This window comes from Streptomyces sp. NPDC088194 (genome assembly GCF_040702025.1).
Lineage (GTDB): Bacteria > Actinomycetota > Actinomycetes > Streptomycetales > Streptomycetaceae > Actinacidiphila.
This window is the reverse complement of record NZ_JBFBIV010000060.1, coordinates 17,758-37,919: the sequence shown is the minus strand read 5'-3', so window position 1 is coordinate 37,919 and position 20,162 is coordinate 17,758. Positions and strand designations below refer to the sequence as shown.

The window sequence follows — 20,162 nt, the reverse complement described above, 5'->3', positions numbered from 1 at the left end:
ACAGAAGGACGGCCGGGCCGCTGACGTGCTGTCAACGGCCCGGCCGTACCGCGGTGGCGCCCGGGGGCCCTACAGGTCGAGCCCGGTCAGCACCAGCACCCGCTCGTAGGTGTAGTCGTCCATCGCGTACTTCACGCCCTCGCGGCCGTGCCCGGAGTCCTTCACCCCGCCGTACGGCATCTGGTCGGCGCGGTAGGACGGCGCGTCGCCGATGATCACACCGCCGACCTCCAGGACCCGGTGGGCCCGGAAGGCGATCTGGAGGTCATGGGTGAACACGCCGGTCTGCAGGCCGAACCGGGAGTCGTTGACGGCCGCGAACGCCTCCTCGGCGCCGTTGACCCGGTGCAGTGACAGCACCGGCCCGAACGCCTCCGCGGTGGCCAGCACCGCGTCGCCCGGCAGGTCCGCCAGGACGGTCGGCGCGTAGGTCGCCCCGTCCCGGGTGCCGCCGGTGAGCAGCTTCGCGCCCTTGCCGACGGCGTCGTCCACCCACTGCTCGACGCGCTCGGCCGCGGCCTCGCTGACCAGCGGGCCGACGTCGGTGGCGGCGTCGTTGGGGTCGCCGGTGACCTGGGCGCGCACCTTGGCGACGACCTTCTCGGCGAGCGCGTCGTACACGGCCGCGTCGGCGATGACCCGCTGCACCGAGATGCAGGACTGGCCGGCCTGGTAGTTGGCGAAGGTGGCGATCCGGGTGGCCGCCCACTCCAGGTCCTGCTCGCTCGACCAGTCCGCGAGCACGACCGCCGCGGCGTTCCCGCCCAGTTCCAGCGTGACGTGCTTGCGCGGCACGGAGTCCATGATCTGGTACCCGACGGTGTCGGAGCCGGTGAACGAGATCACCGGCAGCCGCGGGTCGCGCACCAGCTCGGGCATCCGGTCGTTCGGCACCGGCAGCACGCTCCAGGCGCCCTCGGGCAGTCCCTCGGTCTCGGCGAGCAGTTCGCCGAGCAGCAGCGCCGACAGCGGGGTGGCCGGTGCGGGCTTGAGGATGATGGGCGCGCCGACCGCGAGCGCCGGGGCGACCTTGTGCGCGACCAGGTTCAGCGGGAAGTTGAACGGCGCGATGCCCAGCACCGGGCCGCGCGGGAACCGGCGGGTCAGCGCGAGCCGGCCGACGCCGCCCGGGTCGGTGTCCAGCCGCTGCGCCTCGCCGCCGTTGAAGCGGCGCGCCTCCTCCGCGGCCCAGCGGAACACCGACACCGCGCGGCCGACCTCGCCGCGCGCCCACTTCAGCGGCTTGCCGTTCTCCGCGGTGATCAAGGCGGCCAGTTCCTCGGCCCGCTCCGCCAGCCGCTTCGCCACGTGGTCCAGCGCCGCGGCCCGTACGTGGGCGGGGGTCGCCGCGAACGCGTCGGTCGCCCCGGCCGCCGCCGCGACGGCCTGCTCGACCTGGTCCTCGTCCGGCACGCTGACCCGGCCGACCAGGCCGCCGTCCCACGAGCTGGTCACGTCGAACGTCTCCTCGCCGCGGGCCGGGCGGCCGGCAAGCCAGAACGCGTATGGGGCTGCGCCTGTGGTGGTCACGGTGTTCCCGCCCTTTCGTCGGATGCGCGACCAAGGTAGTCGGCGCCGTCGCGCCCTCCCTTGTCCACGGCGGAGCACGCCCGCCACCCTCCGCTACAACTTGGCCAGGGCCCCCGATCCGCCGGGGTGCCTCGGCCCGCCGGTCGGGGGACCGCCTGCCGCAGCGAGCCCGGCCACCCACCCGCCGCACGGCCCCGCGACCACGAGGCCGGGCACCCCCTAGGGTCAGGGCGCCGTGGCTACGCTTCCGCTTTGAGGGCGAGCCACAGCTCCATGCGGACGTCCGGGTCGTCCAGCGAGCGCCCGAGGATCTCCTCGACCCGCCGCATCCGGTACCGCAAGGTGTGCCGGTGCACGCCGAGGTCCGCGGCGGCGGCATCCCACTGGCCGTGGTGGGCGAGCCACGCGGCGAGCGAGGCCACCAGGTCCCCGCGCGACGTCGCGTCGTGCTCCCGCAACGGCCGCAGCAGCCCCTCGGCGAAGGCCCGCACCGCGTCGTCGGCGAGCAGCGGGACGACCGAGCCGACGCCGACCTCGCCGTGCTCGACCAGGTTCACCCCGCGCCGCCGGGCGACCGCGAGGGCGCGCTCGGCCTGGCCGCGGGCGGTGGGCGCGTCAGCGGGGTCCAGCGGCGCGGACAGGCCGGCCGCGAGCCCGTCCTCGGCCTCGGCCAGGTCGGTGGCCGCGGTGAGCGCCGCGGCGCCTTCGGCGGCGAGCACGATCAGCCGCTCTCCCTCGGAGACGACCAGCAGGGGCTCGGCGGCGCGGACCGCCGCGGCCTCCGCGCGCTCCGCGAGCAGGGCCAGCGCGTCCGGCACCTCCGGCGTCTCCGGCCCGGGCCCGGCGGCCGCGGAGGCTCCGCTCGGCTCGGCGATGAGCATCCGCACCGGCGCGTCCAGGAGCGTGCCGTACAGCGGCCCCGCGGTGTCCCGGGCGTGCGCCGCCTCGCCTGCCAGCAGCATCCGCAGCAGCGCCGCGGAGAGCCGGCCCTGCGCGGCGACCAGGGCGCGGGACTGTTCCAGCGAGAGCGTCAGCAGCGCGACGGCCGCGTGCACCACGTAGCGCGCGGCGGTGTCGAGGCGCTCCTCGGTGCCGACCGCGAGGAATCCGCGCGGGCGCCGCCCGGTGCCCAGCGACTGCAGCTCGACCCGGTCCTCGCTGCCGGCCGGCCCGGCCACCGCCGCGCTCGCCGGCGCGGCGACGGCCCGCAGCCGGTCGATCTCGCCGCCCAACCGCGCGGCCCTGCGGCCCGCCCACTCCGGCGCCACGGCCAGCACCGCGCCGGACGCGTCGTACAGCGCCGCCCAGCCGTTCAGGTGCGCCGCCAGCCGTGCCAGCAGGGCGCCGGTGCCGTCGGATGCCAGCGCAGCCCTGGTCAGCTCGCGCTGCGCCTCGAACCCGGCCGTCACCGCCTGATACTGGTCCGCGGCCACCGCCGCCGACACTGCCTTGCTGATCGCGATGAACGGGGTCGCCCGCGGCACTTCCAGCAGCGGCAGCCCCACTTCGTCCGCCGCCGCGACCAGGGCCCGCGGCACCTCGTCGTGTCCCACCCCGACGCCGAAGCCCAGCCCGACCACGCCCGCCGCCGCCAGCCGCCGGACGTATCCGGCCACCGCCGCGGGGTCGGCCGTGTCCAGCTTCAGCCCGGTGGTGAGCAGCAGTTCCCCGCCCTCCAGATACGGCGCCGGGTCCTCCAGCTCGCTGGTGTGCACCCAGCGCACCTCGGCGCCCAGCCGGCCGCCCGCGGCGAGCACGGTGAGCTTGAGGGACGTGTGGTGCGCGAGCGACGCGAGCGTGAGAGGCATGCCTACCTGGTGCCGTTCAGAGACGGAGATCTGCCGACCGGTCGCCGACACCCTGGATTCCCCCGCACCGTACCTCAACCCTCGCTCAGGCTCGCAGATCGACCAGAACCGGCGGCGCGTGCTCTCCCGAGGTGGTCGTCAACGACACCACCGCGTGTCCCACGGGCACCTGCTGGGCCAGGTCGGCGGCGCTCCAGCGCTCCCGCTCCACCTCGCGGACGGTCACCGACTCGGTGGTGACGACCTCGCCGGTGAACAGCCGCCGCACGCCCCGGCTCAGCCGCCGGGGCAGCCCGCCGGACTGGTCGGGGGTCCGGGTGATGTCGCGGGTCTGCACCCGCATGGTGCCCCACGTCTCGGAGAAGAACCGGCCGTCGCGGGGTGAGACCCCGGCGAACACCATCCGGCAGCCCACCGCGCCGACCACGGCGCCGCGCAGCCCCTCCGGCAGCGCGTCCAGCGAGCTGAGCCCGAACATCGCGCCCGCGTTCAGGCCGCGCAGCGACGGCAGCGCGCGCAATGTGCCCTCCGACAGCGCGTGAGTGGCGTCGTCGACCACGATGCAGGCGAACAGCGAGCGGTCCCGGCGCGCGGCGACCGCGGCGGTGAACTGGGCGAGGAGCAGCCGGACGAGTATCCGGGACGCCTCGGTGTGGCCGTGCTCGGGCAGCACGACCCGGACCCGCACCGACCGGGCCAGCGCGGGCATCGAGAACGACGGGCGCTGCCCCGACCCGTCGAAGAACCCGGCGAACGCGGGCCGGTCGAGCAGCCCGACCCGGTCCGCGAGTTCGGTGCCGACGTCACCGGACCGGGCGCTCTGCCGCACCCGCGCGTCGAGTTCGCGCACCAGGCCCGGCATGCCCACCGCGTCGACCGCCTCGCGCAGCTCGGCGACGGCATGCGGCAGGCCCTCCAGCAGTTCGCGCAGCACGGGCACGGTGGGGAACCGGCCGTACGCGGCGGCGTACGGGGCGAGCAGTTGGCCGAGCGCCGTGGCCGCCCGGCGCTGCTCGTTCTCCGGCCCGTCGGTGAGCGCTTCGGCGAGCACCCAGGCCGCCAGGTCGGGGTCGGTGGTGCCGCCGTACAGATCGAGGCCGCACGGCGAGCCGGGGTCGGCCAGCGAGACCACCATGTCGTACGACTCGGTCGGGCCGAGGTCGACGTCGGCGCCCGCGACGGCCACCACCGCGGCGCGGCCGGCGAGCGCCTGCAGGCACAGCGACTCCACGACGGGGCGCATGAGCAGCCGGCCCTTGTCCGCGCCAGGCGGCCCGACGGCCAGCAGCCCGGTGCCGAGCACGCCCGGGTCGAGGGCGACACCCGCGCCGCGGTACTGGTAGCCGTTGCGCGGGTCCTCCACGCCCCGGCCGATCCGCACCTGGCCGGCGAGCAGGTCGTGGTCCGCGGTCCGCCGCGGCAGGTCCCGATGGCCGGACGGGTGCGCCATCGCCGCCCCGCCGAGTTGCAGCACCACGTCCGCGAACTCCCGCGCGCCCTCGGGCCGCCCGTGCACCGCCTGCCACGACTGCCGCACCCGCACGCAGTCCACGTCGTTCATCCGCCCGGTCCGCACCTCCTGCGCCAGCCGGTCGGCCACCAGGCCGTACCCCGCCTGGCGCAACTCGGACCACTCGGCGGGACCGGGGAGCTGTGCCTGGCCCTCCTTGGAGAGTTGATCGGGCACGCGCAGCGCGCCGGCCGGCTGCATCGGCCGGCTGGAGGCGGTGAGGTAGTACCGAACGAGGTCCGCCCACCGGCCGTATCGGGCGAACGGCCAGGCGAGCAGCAGCGCGACGATGACCAGGATGCCGTTGGAGACGGCGGACGCCACGGCCTGGTTGCCGCCGCCGTTCAGCCACGAGCGCGGCACCAGGGGCAGAACGACGGCCACCGCCGGCACGTAGCCGTTGTTCGCGAGCATGCACACGACGAAGGCGCCGAACAGGGTCGCCCACCCTCGCCGGAGCGGGGTCGTGAGATAGCGGCGGAACAGCTCGGGAAAGTTGCCGAGGCGACCGAAGTAGTAGGTCAGCAACCCCATCCAGAGCAGGTCGTACAGTGCGTCGGCGACCTGTCCCGCCGGAGGCTGCGGGCTCTTCCACCAGCCCTTGGGGGTGAGGAGGGAGAGCGGTTTGCGCCAGAACGGGATGTAGCCGTGGTCGAACAGCGACCACAGCAGTAACCCGCACACCAGCGCCAGCACCGCTCCCCCGATCAGCCGGCGATCGGTCATCCGGTCGGGGTCGTCCGGCGGCCGGGGCACGTGCCCGTAGGCGTAGATGCCGGGCGCGTCGGACACCCTCGGGGTGCGCAGCCAGCGTTCGACCGCCGACAGCGGCGGCGCCTGCGCGGGTGCGGGCGGCGGCACGGCCGGCCGCCGGACCGGGGTGTTCGGGGGCCTCGGCGGAGGGGGCGGGCCGTAGGGGGCGCCCTGGGTGTTGCGGTCCTTGGCATCCATCGCGTGCCTGCCCCTCGCCCCTCCATCACCGCCGATGCGCACAATGTAGTCGAGCCGCTACGCCGGCAAAAGGATCTTGGCGTATTACGGCACCGCCGCCCGCACTGTCCGAACCGGCGAAACCGCGGGCGGCAGTGTTACCTATCGGCGTATGCGGGTGCGCCGGGGCCCGGCCTACCCTCCGGGAGGACTCGGAAGACCACAGAAGACCACGGAAGACGTCGCCACGTTGCCGTAACAGCGTCAGAGCGTAAGTAAGGAGAGCGCCCGTCATGACCGAAGTGCCGCAGGAGCGCAGGCTCGTCACGGAAGTACCAGGACCGAAGTCGCGGGAGTTGGCGGCCCGGAAGTCGGCCGCGGTGGCAGACGGGGTGGGGGTGACGCTGCCGGTGTTCGTGGCCCGCGCGGGCGGCGGCGTCGTGGAGGACGTGGACGGCAACCGGCTGATCGACTTCGGCTCCGGCATCGCCGTGACGTCGGTCGGCAACAGCGCGGAAGCCGTGGTGCGGCGCGCCTCGGCGCAGCTCGCCGACTTCACCCACACCTGCTTCATGGTCACCCCGTACGAGGGTTACGTGGAGGTGTGCGAGGAGCTGGCGCGGCTCACCCCGGGCGACCACGCGAAGAAGTCGGCGCTGTTCAACTCCGGCGCCGAGGCGGTGGAGAACGCGGTGAAGATCGCCCGGTCGTACACCAAGCGCCCCGCGGTGGTGGTGTTCGACCACGGCTACCACGGCCGGACCAACCTCACGATGGCGCTGACCGCGAAGAACATGCCGTACAAGGAGGGCTTCGGGCCGTTCGCGCCGGAGGTGTACCGGGTGCCGCTGGCGTACGGGTACCGCTGGCTGACCGGGCCCGAGCACGCGGCGGAGGAGGCCGCGGCGCAGGCGATCGACATGATCACCAAGCAGATCGGCGCCGACCACGTGGCCGCGATCGTGATCGAGCCGATCGCGGGCGAGGGCGGCTTCATCGAGCCGGCGAAGGGCTTCCTGCCGCGGATGGCGCAGTTCGCGAAGGACAACGGCATCGTGTTCGTGGCGGACGAGATCCAGACCGGCTTCTGCCGGACCGGGCAGTGGTTCGCGTGCGAGGACGAGGGCGTGGTGCCCGACCTGATCACCACGGCGAAGGGCATCGCGGGCGGGCTGCCGCTGGCGGCGGTGACCGGCCGGGCGGAGATCATGGACGCGGCGCACTCCGGTGGCCTGGGCGGCACCTACGGCGGCAACCCGGTGGCGTGCGCGGCCGCGCTCGGCGCGATCGAGACGATGCGGGAGCTGGACCTGCCGGCGCGGGCGCGGCGGATCGGCGAGGTGATGACGCCGCGGCTGCGGGCGATGCAGGAGAAGTTCCCGGTGATCGGGGAGGTGCGCGGCCGGGGTGCGATGATCGCGGTCGAGCTGGTGCAGCCGGGCACGAAGGAGCCGAACCCGGCGGTGACCGGCGCGGTCGCCAAGGCGTGCCACGCGGCCGGCCTGGTCGTGCTGACGTGCGGCACCTACGGAAACGTGTTGCGCTTCCTGCCGCCCCTGGTGATCGGCGAGGATCTGTTGAACGAGGGCCTGGACATCATCGAGGAGGCCCTCGCCGGCGTGTGAACACAGGCGGGCCGTGTGACGGATGTGAACCGTGCGACACGGGGGACGGGGTCGTGAAGAAGGTGTGCGAGCCTGATGGCGGACGGGTGATCGACGACCCTGATGAGCCGCCTGTGACGTACGGTTTCCGAGGAACACCCCGCACGTGGCCGAATCCCAGCGAGGAGGCCGCGGGCGACACCGCGCCGATGAATCCCCATCACCGGCGCAGCAGTGCCCTCGCGCACGAAGCAGCCGGGACCTTTGGCTCCGGCAATCCTCGCCGATCGGCTGGCCGTTCGTCCCAAACCCCCCGGGACGGACGGTACGGCGATCGCCCTGGCCGCCCCGGAACTCTCCCCCCTGTTCCGGGGCGGCTGACTCCTTTCCGGGCGCTCTTCGCGCTGCTCACCGTCTTCACGCTCGCCGTCACCGCCTTCTGCCTGCTGACCTGGCAGGTGTCGGCCGGCGGCCGGCTGGTCACCGACGACGGGCGGCTGCTGCGCGACGTACGGCGCACGGCCGTCGCGCATCCCGGCTACGACCGGCTCGCCCACCTGCTGTGCGACCTCGGCGACATCGCGGTGGCCGTGCCGGTGCTGCTGGTCGCGCTGGTCCTGGCCGCCTGTCTGGGACGCCGGGCGGGGCTGCCGCGCTGGTGGGTGCCGCCGGGCGCGGCGGCGCTGGCGATGTGCCTGCTGCCGGTGCTGGTGGGTGCGGTGAAGTCGGGGGTGGACCGCCCGGCGCCCGGCCGGGTGCACGCCGACCCGAACTACGGCTACTTCCCCTCCGGGCACACCGCGACGTCCTCCATGGCGTTCGGACTGGCCGCGCTGGTGCTGTTGCCGTTCGTCCGGCGTACGGCGGTGCGCGCGCTGCTGGCCGCGGGCACCGTGCTGCTGGCGCTGCTGGTGGGCGTGGCGCTGGTGTGGTGCGACTTCCACTGGCCGCTGGACGTGCTGGCGAGCTGGTGCCTGGCGGTGGCGCTGCTGTCGGCCGCGGCGGCCGCGCGGCTGGTGCCGGGGGCGGCCGGCCGCGGCGGCGGCAGCGACGAGGAGGCGAACGGGGATGCGGACGGGGACGGCACGGGCGACGACGCCACGGAGGACGGCGCCCGCGCGGGCCGCGACGGGGTCTGAGCGGCACCCGCGGGGTCGGTGGGGGGTCAGGAGTTGGTCGGGAAGCCCAGGTTCAGGCCCGCGTGCGAAGGGTCGGGCCACCGCTGCGTGACCGCCTTGCCGCGGGTGAAGAACCGCACCCCGTCCTCGCCGTAGGCGTGCGCGTCGCCGAACAGCGAGGACTTCCATCCGCCGAAGGAGTAGTACGCGACCGGCACCGGGATCGGCACGTTGATGCCGACCATGCCCACCTCCACCTCGTGCTGGAAGCGCCGGGCGGCGCCGCCGTCGCAGGTGAACAGCGCGGTGCCGTTCCCGTACGGGTTGGCGTTGATCAGCGCCAGACCCGCGTCGTAGCTGGGCACGCGGACCACGGAGAGCACGGGGCCGAAGATCTCGTCGTCGTACACGGACATGCCCGGGCGGACGTGGTCGAAGAGGGTCGGGCCGAGCCAGAAGCCGCCGGGGTCGCCGTCGATCGCGTGCTTGCGGCCGTCGGTGGCGAGGACGGCGCCGTCGGCGGTGCCGGCGTCGAGGTAGGCGGTGACCTTGTCGCGGTGCGCGCCGGTGACGAGCGGGCCCATCGCCGAGCCGGGCGCCGAGCCGGGGCCGACGGTGAGGGTGGCGATGCGCTGCTTGATCCGCGCCACCAGGTCGTCGCCGACCGGGTCGACCGCGACCAGCACGGACACCGCCATGCAGCGCTCGCCCGCGGCGCCGTAGCCGGCGTTGACGGCCGCGTCGGCGGCGAGGTCCAGGTCGGCGTCGGGCAGCACCAGCATGTGGTTCTTGGCGCCGCCCAGGGCCTGGACGCGCTTGCCGTGGCGGGTGCCGGTCTCGTAGACGTGGCGGGCGACGGGGGTGGAGCCGACGAAGGAGACCGCCTTGATGTCGGGGTGCTCCAGCAGCCGGTCGACGGCCGCCTTGTCGCCGTGCACGACGTTGAACACCCCGTCGGGCAGCCCGGCTTCGCGCCACAGCCCGGCGAGGAAGTTCGCGGCGGACGGGTCCTTCTCCGACGGCTTGACGACCACGGTGTTGCCGGTGGCGATGGCGAGCGGGAAGAACCACATCGGCACCATGGCGGGGAAGTTGAAGGGCGAGATGATCGCGACCGGGCCGAGCGGCTGGCGCAGCGAGTAGACGTCGACGCCGGTGGACGCCTGCTCGGTGTAGCTGCCCTTGGCCAGTTGCGGGATGCCGCAGGCGTACTCGACGACTTCGAGGCCGCGGGCCACCTCGCCGAGCGCGTCGGAGTGCACCTTGCCGTGCTCGGAGACGATCAGCGCGGCCAGTTCGTCGCGCTGGGCGTTGAGCAGCTCGCGGAAGGCGAAGAGCACTCCGGTGCGCTTGGCCACGGAGGTGTTCCGCCACTCGCGGAAGGCGTCGACGGCGGCGCCGACCGCCTCGTCCACGACCTCGGGTCCGGCGAAGTCCACCTGCGCGGTGATGCGGCCGGTGGCCGGGTCGTAGACGTCGCCGTGCCGCTCGGCGGTGCCCGTCCAGGCGCGGCCGGCGATCCAGTGGGTGAGGTGCGAGGTCGTCACGGGGTGAACCCTTCCGTCGTCGTCTGCCGCCAGTGTCGCCACGGGCGGCGGGGTGCCACAAGCACCCGGGCCGGGCCGGAGGGCCCGGGACCTACCCGCCGGCGAGCTGGGCGGCCGCCTCGTGCATCGCCAGTTCCAGCACCACCGGGTCGGTGAGGTGCCCGGAGCCGTCCGGGGGGACCAGCCAGCGCACTCCCCCGGTCGGCCGGCCGGGGTAGGGCACCACGATCCAGGTGCCGCGCCCGGCCCCCCGCACCCCGGTGCCGAGCCAGCGGGCGGCGGTGCCCGGCGGCACGAAGAATCCCATCCGGGCGTCGCCGAAGTCGGCGAGCACCGGGCCGGTCCGGCCCATCAGCCGGGTCAGCACGTCGAGCGTGGGGTAGCCGATCCTGCCGGGCAGGATCAGCACGTCCCACTGCCGCCCGGCGGGCAGCAGCGCCACCCCGAGCGCGCTGCGCTCCCACTCCCACCTGCACCCCCGCGGGTCGTCCGCTACCGAAGCCAGCCACTCCACCGCGCTCTTCGCGCCCGTGTCGGCCATCGTGGGCCCCCTCCGTCTCTCGTGTGACGCGTCTGCCGTCACACGAGAGACAGGGGTGGGGCCGGATCATTACGCGGGTTTCGCTACCCATTGGTAGTGATCCGGCTCACAGCCGGGCGGCGCGGGCCGGGTGCGGGCCGCTCACGAGTCGAAGCCAAGACCGGCCCGGTCCAGGGCGCGCAGCCACAGGTTGCGCCGCCCCCGCGCGCGGTCGGCGCGGGCCAGCGACCACTGGGTCAGCCCGATCCCGGCGGTGGCCAGCGGCTCGGGCGGGAAGGGCAGCGGGCGCTCGCGCACCATGGTGAGCGCGGTGCGCTCGGTGGGCCGCCCGGCCAGCAGGTCGAGCATCACCTCGGCGCCGAACCGCGTGGCGCCGACGCCGAGTCCGGTGTACCCGGCCGCGTACGCGACCCGCCCGCCGTACGCCGTGCCGAAGAACGCCGAGAAGCGGGTGCAGGTGTCGATCGCGCCGCCCCAGGCGTGGCTGAACCGCACCCCCTCCAACTGCGGGAAGCAGGCGAAGAAGTGCCGGGCCAGCCGCAGGTACGTCTCCGGGCGGTGGTCGTACGCGGCGCTCATCCGGCCGCCGCGCGGGTAGATCGCGTCGTAACCGCCCCACAGCACGCGGCCGTCGGCGGTCAGCCGGAAGTAGTGGAAGCGGTTGGCGCTGTCGCCCAGGCCCTGCCGACCGCGCCAGCCGATCGCGGCGCGCTGGTCGGCGGTGAGGGGTTCGGTGGTCAGGGCGTAGTCGTAGACCGGCACGGTGTGGTGCCGGGTGCGGCGCAGCAGGGAGGGGAACACGCCGGTGCCCAGGGCCACATGGTGGGCGAGCACCCTGCCGTACGGGGTGCGCACGGCGAGCGCGGCGCCGTGCCGGACCAGGGCCGTGGCGGGGGTGTGCTCGTGAATCCGCACGCCGGCCCGGGTGGCGGCGCGCTTCAGGCCCCAGGCGAGCTTGGCCGGGTGGACCAGCGCGACGCCGCTCCGGTCGTACAGGCCGGCGCGGAAGGTGGGCGAGTCGACCTCGGCGCGCACCTGGTCGCGGTCGAGCAGTTCCAGGTCCAGGCCGTGCCGCACGGCGGTGGCGTGGGCCTCGCGCAACTCCTCGACCTGGTGGTCGGCGGTGGCCACGTCGATCTCACCGGTCCGCTCGAACTCGCAGTCCAGGCCGTAGCGTGCGACGGCGGCCTCGATGGCGTCGAGGTTGCGCTCGCCGAGCGCCTGGAGGGTCGCGAACTCCTCGGGCCAGCGCGCCAGTCCGTTGGCGGTGCCGTGGGTGAGGCTGGCCGCGCAGAAGCCGCCGTTGCGGCCGGAGGCGGCCGCGCCGATCCGGCCGCCCTCGACCAGCACCACGTCCCGGTCCGGGTCGCGCTCCTTCGCCAGCAGCGCCGTCCACAGCCCGCTGTAGCCGCCGCCGATCACCAGCAGGTCGCAGTGCTCGGCGCCGGCCAGGGCCGGTTCGGCGTCCGGCCGGGCCGGGTCGTCGAGCCAGTACGGCAGCGGGCGGGCGGCGGCGAGCGCGCGGGCCGGGTCCATGTCAGCCACGCGCCTTCCTGCGGCCCCCGACCAGCTGCCCGGCCAGCACCAGCAGCACCGCGAGCACGAACATGGCGGTGCCGATCACGTTGACCTGCACCGGGGTGCCGCGCTGCGCCGAGCCCCAGACGAACATCGGGAAGGTGACGCTGTTGCCGGCGTTGAAGCTGGTGATGATGTAGTCGTCGAAGGACAGCGCGAACGACAGCAGCGCGCCGGCCGCGATGCCGGGTGCGGCCAGCGGCAGCGTGACCCGCAGGAAGGTCTGCGTCGGGGTGGCGTAGAGGTCTTGCGCGGCCTGCTCCAGCCGCGGGTCCATGCTCATCACGCGGGCCTTGACCGCGGTCACCACGAAGCTCAGGCAGAACATGATGTGCGCGATGAGGATGGTCCAGAAGCCGAACTGGATGCGCATGTTGAGGAAGAGGGTGCCGAGCGAGGCGCCCATCACCACCTCGGGCATCGCCATCGGCAGGAAGATCAGCATGTTGGTGGCGGCCCGGCCGCGGAAGCGGTAGCGGGCGAGCGCGAAGGCGGTCATGGTGCCGAGCACGGTGGCGGCGAGGGTGGCGTAGACCGCGATCTTCAGGCTGAGGGTGAGCGAGCCGCACATGCCGGCGACGCCGCAGGGGTGCTGCCAGGCGTCGGTGGAGAACTGGTTCCAGGTGTAGTTGAAGCGGCTCTTGGGCTTGTTGAAGGAGAAGGCGAGCACCACCAGGTTCGGCAGGATGAGGTACCCGAGGGCGAGGACGCCCGCGATCACCACGAGGTTGGCGCGCAGCCGGCGGATCAGGCGCATCAGACCAGCTCCTCCGTTCCGGCCCGGCGGATGTAGAGGGTGACGACGGCGAGGATGACGGCCATCAGGATGAACGAGAGGGCGGCGGCCGTCGGGTAGTCGAGCACCCGCAGGAACTGCGACTCGATGACGTTGCCGATCATCTGCTGGTTGGTGGAGCCCAGCAACTCGGCGTTGATGTAGTCCCCGGAGGCGGGGATGAAGGTCAGCAGGGTGCCGGCCACCACGCCGGGCATCGACAGCGGGAAGGTCACCTTGCGGAAGACGGTGAACGGGGTGGCGTACAGGTCGCCGGCCGCTTCGTGCAGCCGGCCGTCGACCCGCTCAAGCGAGGTGTACAGCGGCAGGATCATGAACGGCAGGAAGTTGTAGGTCAGGCCGCACACCACGGCAAGCGGGGTGGCCAGCACCCGGTCGCCCTGGGTGATCCGCAGCCAGGACGTCACGTCGAGCAGGTGGACGTCGTTGAGGAAGGACACCACCGGCCCCTGGTCGGCGAGGATCGTCTCCCAGGCGAGGGTGCGGATCAGGAAGCTGGTGAAGAACGGCGCGATCACCAGGATCAGCAGCACGTTGCGCCACCGCCCGGCCCGGAAGGCGATGGTGTACGCCAGCGGGTAGCCGATCACCAGGCACAGCACGGTGGCGATGCCGGCGTAGACCAGGGAGCGCACGAAGTGCGGCCAGTACTCGCTCAGCGCGTCCCAGTAGGTGGCGAAGTGCCAGGTGACCTTGAAGCCGTCCTCCAGGGTGCCGGTCTGCACCGAGGTGGACGCCTGGTAGACCATCGGGGCGACGAAGAAGACCAGCAGCCAGGCCACCCCGGCCAGCAGCAGCAGGTACGGCACCCGGCGCCGGCGGGCGGCGGCCCGGCGCAGCGCCTTGGGCGGCCGGGGCGCCGCGGCGGCGGGCGGCGGCAGGGGTTCGGTGGCGGCGGTCATACGGCGGCCCCCTCGGCGGACTCGGTGCGGTCGGTGCCGCCGCCCTGCGACTCGGCGCCGCCGGTCCTCCCGTCGCCGGCCGCGTCGTCCAGCCCCGCGTCCAGGCCGGCGCCGATGTCCTGTCCCGCGTCGAGACCGAAGGTGTGCTCGGGGTTCCAGTGCAGGACGACCGGCGCGCCGGGCACCAGCCGGGCGTCGCGCTCCACGTTCGGCACGAAGACTTCCAGGTCGGCGCCGACCGGGCTGTCGACCACGTACTGGGTGGACACGCCGATGAAGCTGGAGTCCACGATCCGGCCGGATATCCGGTTCCGGCCGGCGGGCACGCCGGCCGCGTCGTCGCGGTGCACGAGGGTGATCTTCTCCGGGCGGACCCCGGCCAGCACCCGGTCGCCGCGGGCCGCCTCGGTACGGCAGCGGGCGGCGGGCAGCGCCAGTTCCTGCCCGGCGCGGGTGAGCGTGAGGGTGCCGTCGGCGACGCCGGTGACCTCGGCCTCGATCAGGTTGGAGGTGCCGAGGAAGTTCGCCACGAAGGTGGAGGAGGGGTTCTCGTAGAGGTCGGCGGGCGCGCCCATCTGCTCGACCCGGCCGGCGTTCATCACCGCGACGGTGTCGGCCATCGTCATGGCCTCCTCCTGGTCGTGGGTAACGTGGATGAAGGTGATGCCCACCTCGGTCTGGATGCGCTTGAGTTCGAGCTGCATCTGGCGGCGCAGCTTCAGGTCGAGCGCGCCGAGCGGCTCGTCGAGCAGCAGCACCTTCGGCTGGTTGATCAGCGCGCGGGCCACCGCGACGCGCTGCTGCTGGCCGCCGGAGAGCTGGTGCGGCCGGCGACGGGCCAGCGGGCCGAGCTGCACCAGTTCGAGCATCTCGCCGACCTGCTTCTTCACCGGCTTGATGCCGCGCCGGCGCAGCCCGAACGCCACGTTCTCGTAGACGTCCAGGTGCGGGAAGAGCGCGTAGTTCTGGAAGACGGTGTTGACCGGGCGCTTGTACGGCGGCAGCGCGGTGACGTCCTGGCCGCCCAGGTGCACCGCGCCGGTGCTGGGCGTCTCCAGGCCGGCGATCATCCGCAGCGTGGTGGTCTTGCCGCAGCCGGACGCGCCGAGCAGCGCGAAGAACGAGCCGGCCGGCACCGCCAGTTCGAGCGGGTGGACGGCGGTGAAGGCGCCGTAGGACTTGCTGATCCCGGTGAGGCGGACGGCGGCGTCGGCGGACTTCGCTGTGCTCGTGCTGGGGGTCGTCATGGGTTGTCCTCGGGGGGTGCGGGAGCAGGCCGGGGTCAGGCGCCGATGAGTTTGGAGAACTTGTCCTCGTACCGCGCGTCCTGGGCGTCGGTGAGCGAGCGGAAGTCGTGGCCCTTGGCGTCCATGGCTGCGTCGGGGATGATCAGCGGGTTGCTCGCCAGCTTCGGGTCGATCTTCGCCAGGTACGGCTTCACCCCGGCGACCGGGCACACGTAGTTGATGTACGCCGAGACCTGCGCGGCGACCGCGGGCTCGTAGTAGTAGTCGATCAGCCGTTCCGCGTTCGTCTTGTGCCGGGCCTTGTCGGGGATCAGCAGGTTGTCGGTGGACGACAGGAAGCCCGAGTCGGGGAAGACGTACTCGATGTCGGGGTCGTCGAGGCGCAGTTGGACCAGGTCGCCGGCCCAGGCCAGGCAGGCGGCGATGTCGCCCTTGCTGAGGCCGTCGGTGTAGTCGTTGCCGGTGAACTTCCGGATCTGCTGGCTGTCGACGGCCTTCTGGATGCGGGCGACGGCCGCGTCGAAGGTGTCGTCGGTGACCTTCTCGGGCAGCTCGCCCATGTCGAGCAGGGTCATCCCGATGGTGTCGCGCATCTCGGAGAGCATGGCGACCTTGCCCTTGAGCGAGCTGTCGTCGAGGAGTTGGGAGACGGAGCTGATCTTCCGCCCGCCGGTGGCCTTCTTGTTGTAGGCGATACAGGTGGCGATGCCCTGCCAGGGGTAGGAGTAGGCGCGGCCGGGGTCCCACTCGGGGCTGCGGAAGCGCTGTTCCAGGTTGGCGTAGGCGTGCGGCAGGTTCGCGGAGTCGAGTTGCTGCACCCAGCCGAGCCGGATCATCCGGCCGGCCAGCCAGTCGGTGAGCACCATCAGGTCGCGGCCGGTGTCCTGGCCCGCGGCGAGCTGCGGCTTGATCTTGCCGAAGAACTCGACGTTGTCGTTGATGTCCTCGGTGTACTTGACCTTGATCCCGGTGCGCTTGGTGAAGGCGTCGAGGGTCGGATGGTGCTTGCCGTCGTCGGTGACGTCGATGTACTCGGTCCAGTTGGAGAAGTCGACCACCTTCTCCTGCGCCGAGTGGTCGGTGGAGACGGTGTCGCCCTTGCGGCCGGCCGCGGGGATGCCGCAGCCGGTGAGGCCGACGGTGGCGACCGCGCCGAGCCCGGCGGCCCGCAGCAGCGAACGGCGGGCGAGCGCTCCTCGTCCGCTGGTCATGCTGCGCGCCATGGCGGCGCGCTGGGGCGGTGTGAGGGTCTCGAACAGCTCCATGGGTGGTGCCCTTCCGAGGGATCGGCCGGGTGGCGCCGGGCGGGTGGCCGGGGGCCGGCCGGGAGGACCGGCCAGGGGTGGCCGGGGCGCCCCGCCGGGGTCGCGAATCCATGTACCAGCGTGGTCAAAGCCTGGATTGATGGCTGATCCTGGCAGAGCCGACCGCCTCCAACAAGGGATTCCGTTGTTGCCTTTTGGTTAATCGACGAAATCTGTGCTCCGACCTTTCGCTGCGCCCCGCGCCGGCAGGACCCGTACCCGGGGGCGGGGCGCATTACGATGAACGGCACCGGCCGCGCGCCGGCCCGTCCCGCACGCCCCTCCGGAGGAACCCCGCATGCCCGAGACCGTCCCCGGCCCCTCCCCCGCCGCCGTCCCCGCCGCCGGCGCCGGTCTTGACTCCTTCATCGCCGGGCTGCCGAAGGCCGAGCTGCATGTCCACCACGTGGGCTCCGCCTCGCCGCGGATCGTCTCGGAACTGGCCGCCCGGCACCCGGACTCCAAGGTGCCCTCCGACCCGGCCGCGCTCGCCGAGTACTTCACCTTCAAGGACTTCGCGCACTTCATCCAGGTCTACCTGTCCGTGGTGGACCTGATCAGGGACGCCGAGGACGTGCGGCTGCTGACCTACGAGGTGGCGCGGGACATGTCCCGGCAGCAGATCCGCTACGCCGAGCTGACCGTGACGCCGTACTCCTCGACCCGCCGGGGCATCCCCGCGCAGGCGTTCATGGAGGCGATCGAGGACGCCCGCAAGGCCGCGGAGGCGGAGTTGGGCGTGGTGCTGCGCTGGTGCTTCGACATCCCCGGCGAGGCGGGCCTGGAGTCGGCCGAGGAGACCGCGCACCTGGCGGTGGACCTGCGGCCGGAGGGCCTGGTCTCCTTCGGGCTCGGCGGGCCCGAGATCGGGGTGCCGCGGCCGCAGTTCAAGCCGTACTTCGACCGGGCCAGGGCGGCCGGGCTGCACAGCGTGCCGCACGCCGGCGAGGCCACCGGCCCGCAGACGATCTGGGACGCGCTGGACGCCCTGGGCGCGGAGCGGATCGGCCACGGCACCAGCGCCGTTCAGGACCCCCGGCTGCTGGACCACCTCGCCGAGCACCGCATCCCGCTGGAGGTCTGCCCGACCTCCAACATCGCCACCCGGGTGGTGCCCACGCTGGAGGAGCACCCGATCCGGCGGATGGTCGAGGCCGGTGTCCTGGTCACCGTCAACAGCGACGACCCGCCGATGTTCGGCACCGACCTGAACACGGAGTACGCGGTCGCCGCCCGGCTGCTGGAGCTGGACCGGGCGGGCCTCGCGGACCTGGCGAAGAACGCGGTGCACGCGTCGTTCCTCGACCCGGCGGGCAAGGCGCGGCTGGCGGCGGAGATCGACGCGTACACCGCCGCGTCCGGCGACGCCTCCACCGGCGGTACCGGCGTCCCCGCCGCGCGGAGCTGACGCCGTGGCCCCGCGCCCTGGACACCGGGTAACGGTCGTCGCCCATAGGGGCGACCCTTACGTACACCGCGAGAACACCCTGCCCTCGGTGCGCTCCGCCCTGCACAAGGGCGCCGACGTCGTCGAGGTGGACGTCCGCCTCACCCGGGACGGCGTGCCGGTGCTGCTGCACGACGCGACCCTGGAGCGGCTGTGGGGGCGCCCTGCGCCGGTGACCTCGCTGACCTACGACGAGGTGGCCGAGGCCACCGGCGGCGGCGTGCCGGCCTTCGCGGACGCGCTCGCCGAACTCCTGCGCCAGCCCGGCCCGGCCCGGATGCTGATCGACCTCACCGAGGTCCCGCAGGCGGCCGCGGCGATCACCGCGGTGCGGGAGGCGGGCGCGGCCGACCGGGTCTACTACTGCGGCGAGCTGGCCGCGATGCGCGAGGTGCGCGCCCTGGAGCCGTCGGCCGAGGTCGCCATGACCTGGACGACCTCCGCGCGCCCCGCCGACTCGCTGATCGACGGCCTCGGCCCGCGCTGGCTCAACCTCCGCTTCGGGCTGGCGAATCCGGCCACCGTCGCCTGGGCGCACGACCGCGGCCTGCTGGTCGCCGCCTGGACCGCGGACTGGCAGCGCTCGATGTCCCGCCTGGTCGCGGCCGGGGTGGACGCCATCACCAGCAACCGGCTGGACGCGCTGCTGCGCGTGGCGTCCCGGCCCGCCTGACCGCCCGGCCTCACCACCCCTGCCAGTGCAGCACCTCCGCACGCGGCACCCGCCGGGCCGGCCGGAATTCGGTGCCGATCGTGTAGGCGACGGGGATGAACGCCGCCTGCATCAGCCGCTCGTACGGCACGCCCAGCGCCCGGGACAGCTCGCGCTCGTACGCCAGGCCGCCGGTGGTCCAGCAGGAGCCGAGACCGCGTTCCCGGGCGGCGAGCATGAAGCTCCACACGGCGGGGAGGATCGAGCCCCAGGTGCCGGCCTGGCGTTCCACGGAGGCGCCGTCGGTGCGTCCTTCCACGTACGGGACGACCAGTGCCGGCACCCGGTGCAGGTTCGCGTGGAGGTGGGCGAAGCCGGCGCCGACCCGCGCCATCCGGCCGGACGCCACGTTGGCGCGCCGGACGTCGCGGGCGGTCAGCGGCTCGGCGTCGCCGGGCGCGGCCGCGCTGGCCCGCCAGATGTCGGCGACCTCGCGGCGCTTGTCCTCGTCGGTGACGATCACGAAGTGCCAGCGCTGCCGGTTGCGGCCGGTCGGCGCCTGGACGGCCAGGTCGACGCACTCCTCCAGCAGGTGCCGCGGCACCGGGCGGTCGAGGTCGAGCCGCAGCCGTACCGCGCGGGTGGTGGACAGCAGCTGGTCGGAAGTCAGGTCCAGGTTCATGGTGTTGAGGGTGGCGGGCGGGCGCGCTCGGCGGCCAGCGCCGCATTCCACCCAGTGGAAGGCGGCCGGTGGAAGCCTTTCCCGGGGGTCCGCCCGGTGGAGGCCGCTTGGTGGAAGCCGCCTGGTGGAAGCCGCTTCCGCCCTGGAAGCGGGGTACCCCCGGCCGAGTCGGCGAAGGGCGAATGAGATGTCCGGCAACTCCCGTACCCCGGGGCGCACCGTGTCCGCGAAGCTGCTGGCGGTGCTCGACGCGTTCACGCAGCGGACGGGGACCGGCCGGGCACCCGACGGCGGTCTGCGGCTCAGCGAGATCGCGCGGCGCGCGGACCTGCCCGCGCCCACCGCCCTGCGTCTGGTGCGCGAACTCGTGGCGTGGGGCGGCCTGGAGCGGTTCGCCGACGGTTCGTACCGGCTCGGCACCCGGCTGTGGGCGATCGGCGGGACCTCACCGTGCCCGCACCGCCTGCGCGCGGTGACCCGCGAGCCGCTGCGGGACCTCGCCACCGCCACCGGCGGCCGGGCCGAGGTGGCCGTGCTGGAGCGCGGCGCCGCGCTGGTGCTGGAGGGCGCGGGCCCGGGCGCGGGCGGCGGGGCGGACCGGTTGCCGCTGCACGCCACCGCGCTCGGCAAGGTGCTGCTCGCCTGGGGCCCGCCGGCCCCGGTCGGCCCGACGGAGCGCTTCACCGCCCACACCCGTCCGGCGGGTGGGCCGCTGGAGCGGGAGTTGCGGCGGATACGGCAGGCCGGATTCGCGCTGGCCAAGGAGGAGTTCCGGCTCGGCGAGGTGGCCGCGGCGGTGCCGCTGCGTACGGAGGAGGGCAGGGTGGTCGCCGCGCTGGGCGTCACCGTGCCGTCCACGGTGCCCCTGGCGCGGGTGCTGCCGCACCTGCGACGGGCCGCCGCCAGGACCGGGGTGGTCGGCGGCCCGCCGGGGGCGCGGAACGGGTGAACGCGGGACGGGTGAGC

16 protein-coding genes are annotated in these 20,162 nt (G+C 73.7%); 5 read left to right on the top strand and 11 right to left on the bottom strand.

Annotated elements, in window-relative coordinates; translation table 11 throughout:
• Positions 1-69: 69 nt before the first annotated feature.
• The 3 genes from AB0399_RS27970 to AB0399_RS27960 form a co-directional block, all read right to left on the bottom strand.
• The gene (locus tag AB0399_RS27970) at positions 70-1,530 is read right to left on the bottom strand and encodes an aldehyde dehydrogenase family protein (RefSeq protein WP_366413231.1); all 1,461 of its coding nucleotides are present in this window, start codon (positions 1,528-1,530) and stop codon (positions 70-72) included.
• 239 nt (positions 1,531-1,769) lie between these two features.
• Positions 1,770-3,338, bottom strand: a complete 1,569-nt coding sequence (locus tag AB0399_RS27965; protein WP_366413230.1) for a PucR family transcriptional regulator — start codon at positions 3,336-3,338, stop codon at positions 1,770-1,772.
• 85 nt (positions 3,339-3,423) lie between these two features.
• Entirely contained in the window at positions 3,424-5,799 is a 2,376-nt protein-coding gene (locus tag AB0399_RS27960; protein ID WP_366413229.1) for an ATP/GTP-binding protein, read from the bottom strand.
• A gap of 272 nt (positions 5,800-6,071) precedes the next feature.
• Here AB0399_RS27960 and gabT point away from each other — a divergent pair, with 272 nt between their 5' ends.
• On the top strand, positions 6,072-7,403 hold the full coding sequence (gabT, locus tag AB0399_RS27955) for a 4-aminobutyrate--2-oxoglutarate transaminase (protein ID WP_328470080.1): 1,332 nt from the start codon (positions 6,072-6,074) through the stop codon (positions 7,401-7,403).
• A 437-nt stretch (positions 7,404-7,840) separates the two neighbouring features.
• Positions 7,841-8,521 carry a phosphatase PAP2 family protein gene (locus AB0399_RS27950; protein ID WP_366413228.1) on the top strand — a complete coding sequence of 227 codons (681 nt, stop codon included), beginning with the start codon at positions 7,841-7,843 and terminating at the stop codon, positions 8,519-8,521.
• A 26-nt stretch (positions 8,522-8,547) separates the two neighbouring features.
• Here the strand turns inward: AB0399_RS27950 and AB0399_RS27945 are convergent, their stop codons facing one another.
• From AB0399_RS27945 to AB0399_RS27915, 7 genes are all read right to left on the bottom strand, one after another.
• Entirely contained in the window at positions 8,548-10,047 is a 1,500-nt protein-coding gene (locus AB0399_RS27945; RefSeq protein ID WP_366413227.1) for a CoA-acylating methylmalonate-semialdehyde dehydrogenase, read from the bottom strand.
• 91 nt (positions 10,048-10,138) lie between these two features.
• A complete protein-coding gene (locus AB0399_RS27940; protein WP_329364144.1) occupies positions 10,139-10,588 on the bottom strand; it encodes a hypothetical protein in 450 nt (149 codons plus the stop codon).
• Between the two features lie 141 nt (positions 10,589-10,729).
• On the bottom strand, positions 10,730-12,124 hold the full coding sequence (locus tag AB0399_RS27935) for an FAD-dependent oxidoreductase (RefSeq protein WP_329373839.1): 1,395 nt from the start codon (positions 12,122-12,124) through the stop codon (positions 10,730-10,732).
• Position 12,125: 1 nt separating this feature from the next.
• Positions 12,126-12,923, bottom strand: coding sequence for an ABC transporter permease (locus AB0399_RS27930; RefSeq protein ID WP_329364146.1), 798 nt, complete (start codon positions 12,921-12,923; stop codon positions 12,126-12,128).
• Positions 12,923-13,864, bottom strand: a complete 942-nt coding sequence (locus AB0399_RS27925) for an ABC transporter permease (protein WP_366413226.1) — start codon at positions 13,862-13,864, stop codon at positions 12,923-12,925. Before AB0399_RS27925 ends, AB0399_RS27930 begins: the two co-directional genes overlap by 1 nt.
• Positions 13,861-15,111 (bottom strand): ABC transporter ATP-binding protein, encoded by a 1,251-nt coding sequence (locus AB0399_RS27920; RefSeq protein WP_366413225.1) that lies wholly within the window; start codon positions 15,109-15,111, stop codon positions 13,861-13,863. Before AB0399_RS27920 ends, AB0399_RS27925 begins: the two co-directional genes overlap by 4 nt.
• 35 nt (positions 15,112-15,146) lie before the next feature.
• Complete coding sequence (locus tag AB0399_RS27915; RefSeq protein ID WP_328470068.1) at positions 15,147-16,376, bottom strand: extracellular solute-binding protein; 1,230 nt, start codon at positions 16,374-16,376, stop codon at positions 15,147-15,149.
• Positions 16,377-16,713: 337 nt separating this feature from the next.
• On the opposite strand from AB0399_RS27915, the gene AB0399_RS27910 reads away from it, so the two are divergent.
• The gene (locus AB0399_RS27910; protein ID WP_366413224.1) at positions 16,714-17,823 is read left to right on the top strand and encodes an adenosine deaminase; all 1,110 of its coding nucleotides are present in this window, start codon (positions 16,714-16,716) and stop codon (positions 17,821-17,823) included.
• Between the two features lie 4 nt (positions 17,824-17,827).
• The gene (locus AB0399_RS27905; protein WP_366413223.1) at positions 17,828-18,535 is read left to right on the top strand and encodes a glycerophosphodiester phosphodiesterase; all 708 of its coding nucleotides are present in this window, start codon (positions 17,828-17,830) and stop codon (positions 18,533-18,535) included.
• Between the two features lie 10 nt (positions 18,536-18,545).
• On the opposite strand, the gene AB0399_RS27900 is transcribed toward AB0399_RS27905, so the two are convergent.
• The gene (locus AB0399_RS27900) at positions 18,546-19,196 is read right to left on the bottom strand and encodes a nitroreductase family protein (protein ID WP_329364159.1); all 651 of its coding nucleotides are present in this window, start codon (positions 19,194-19,196) and stop codon (positions 18,546-18,548) included.
• 187 nt (positions 19,197-19,383) lie between these two features.
• On the opposite strand from AB0399_RS27900, the gene AB0399_RS27895 reads away from it, so the two are divergent.
• Positions 19,384-20,145 (top strand): IclR family transcriptional regulator C-terminal domain-containing protein, encoded by a 762-nt coding sequence (locus tag AB0399_RS27895; protein WP_366413222.1) that lies wholly within the window; start codon positions 19,384-19,386, stop codon positions 20,143-20,145.
• The last annotated feature ends 17 nt before the right edge of the window (positions 20,146-20,162 follow it).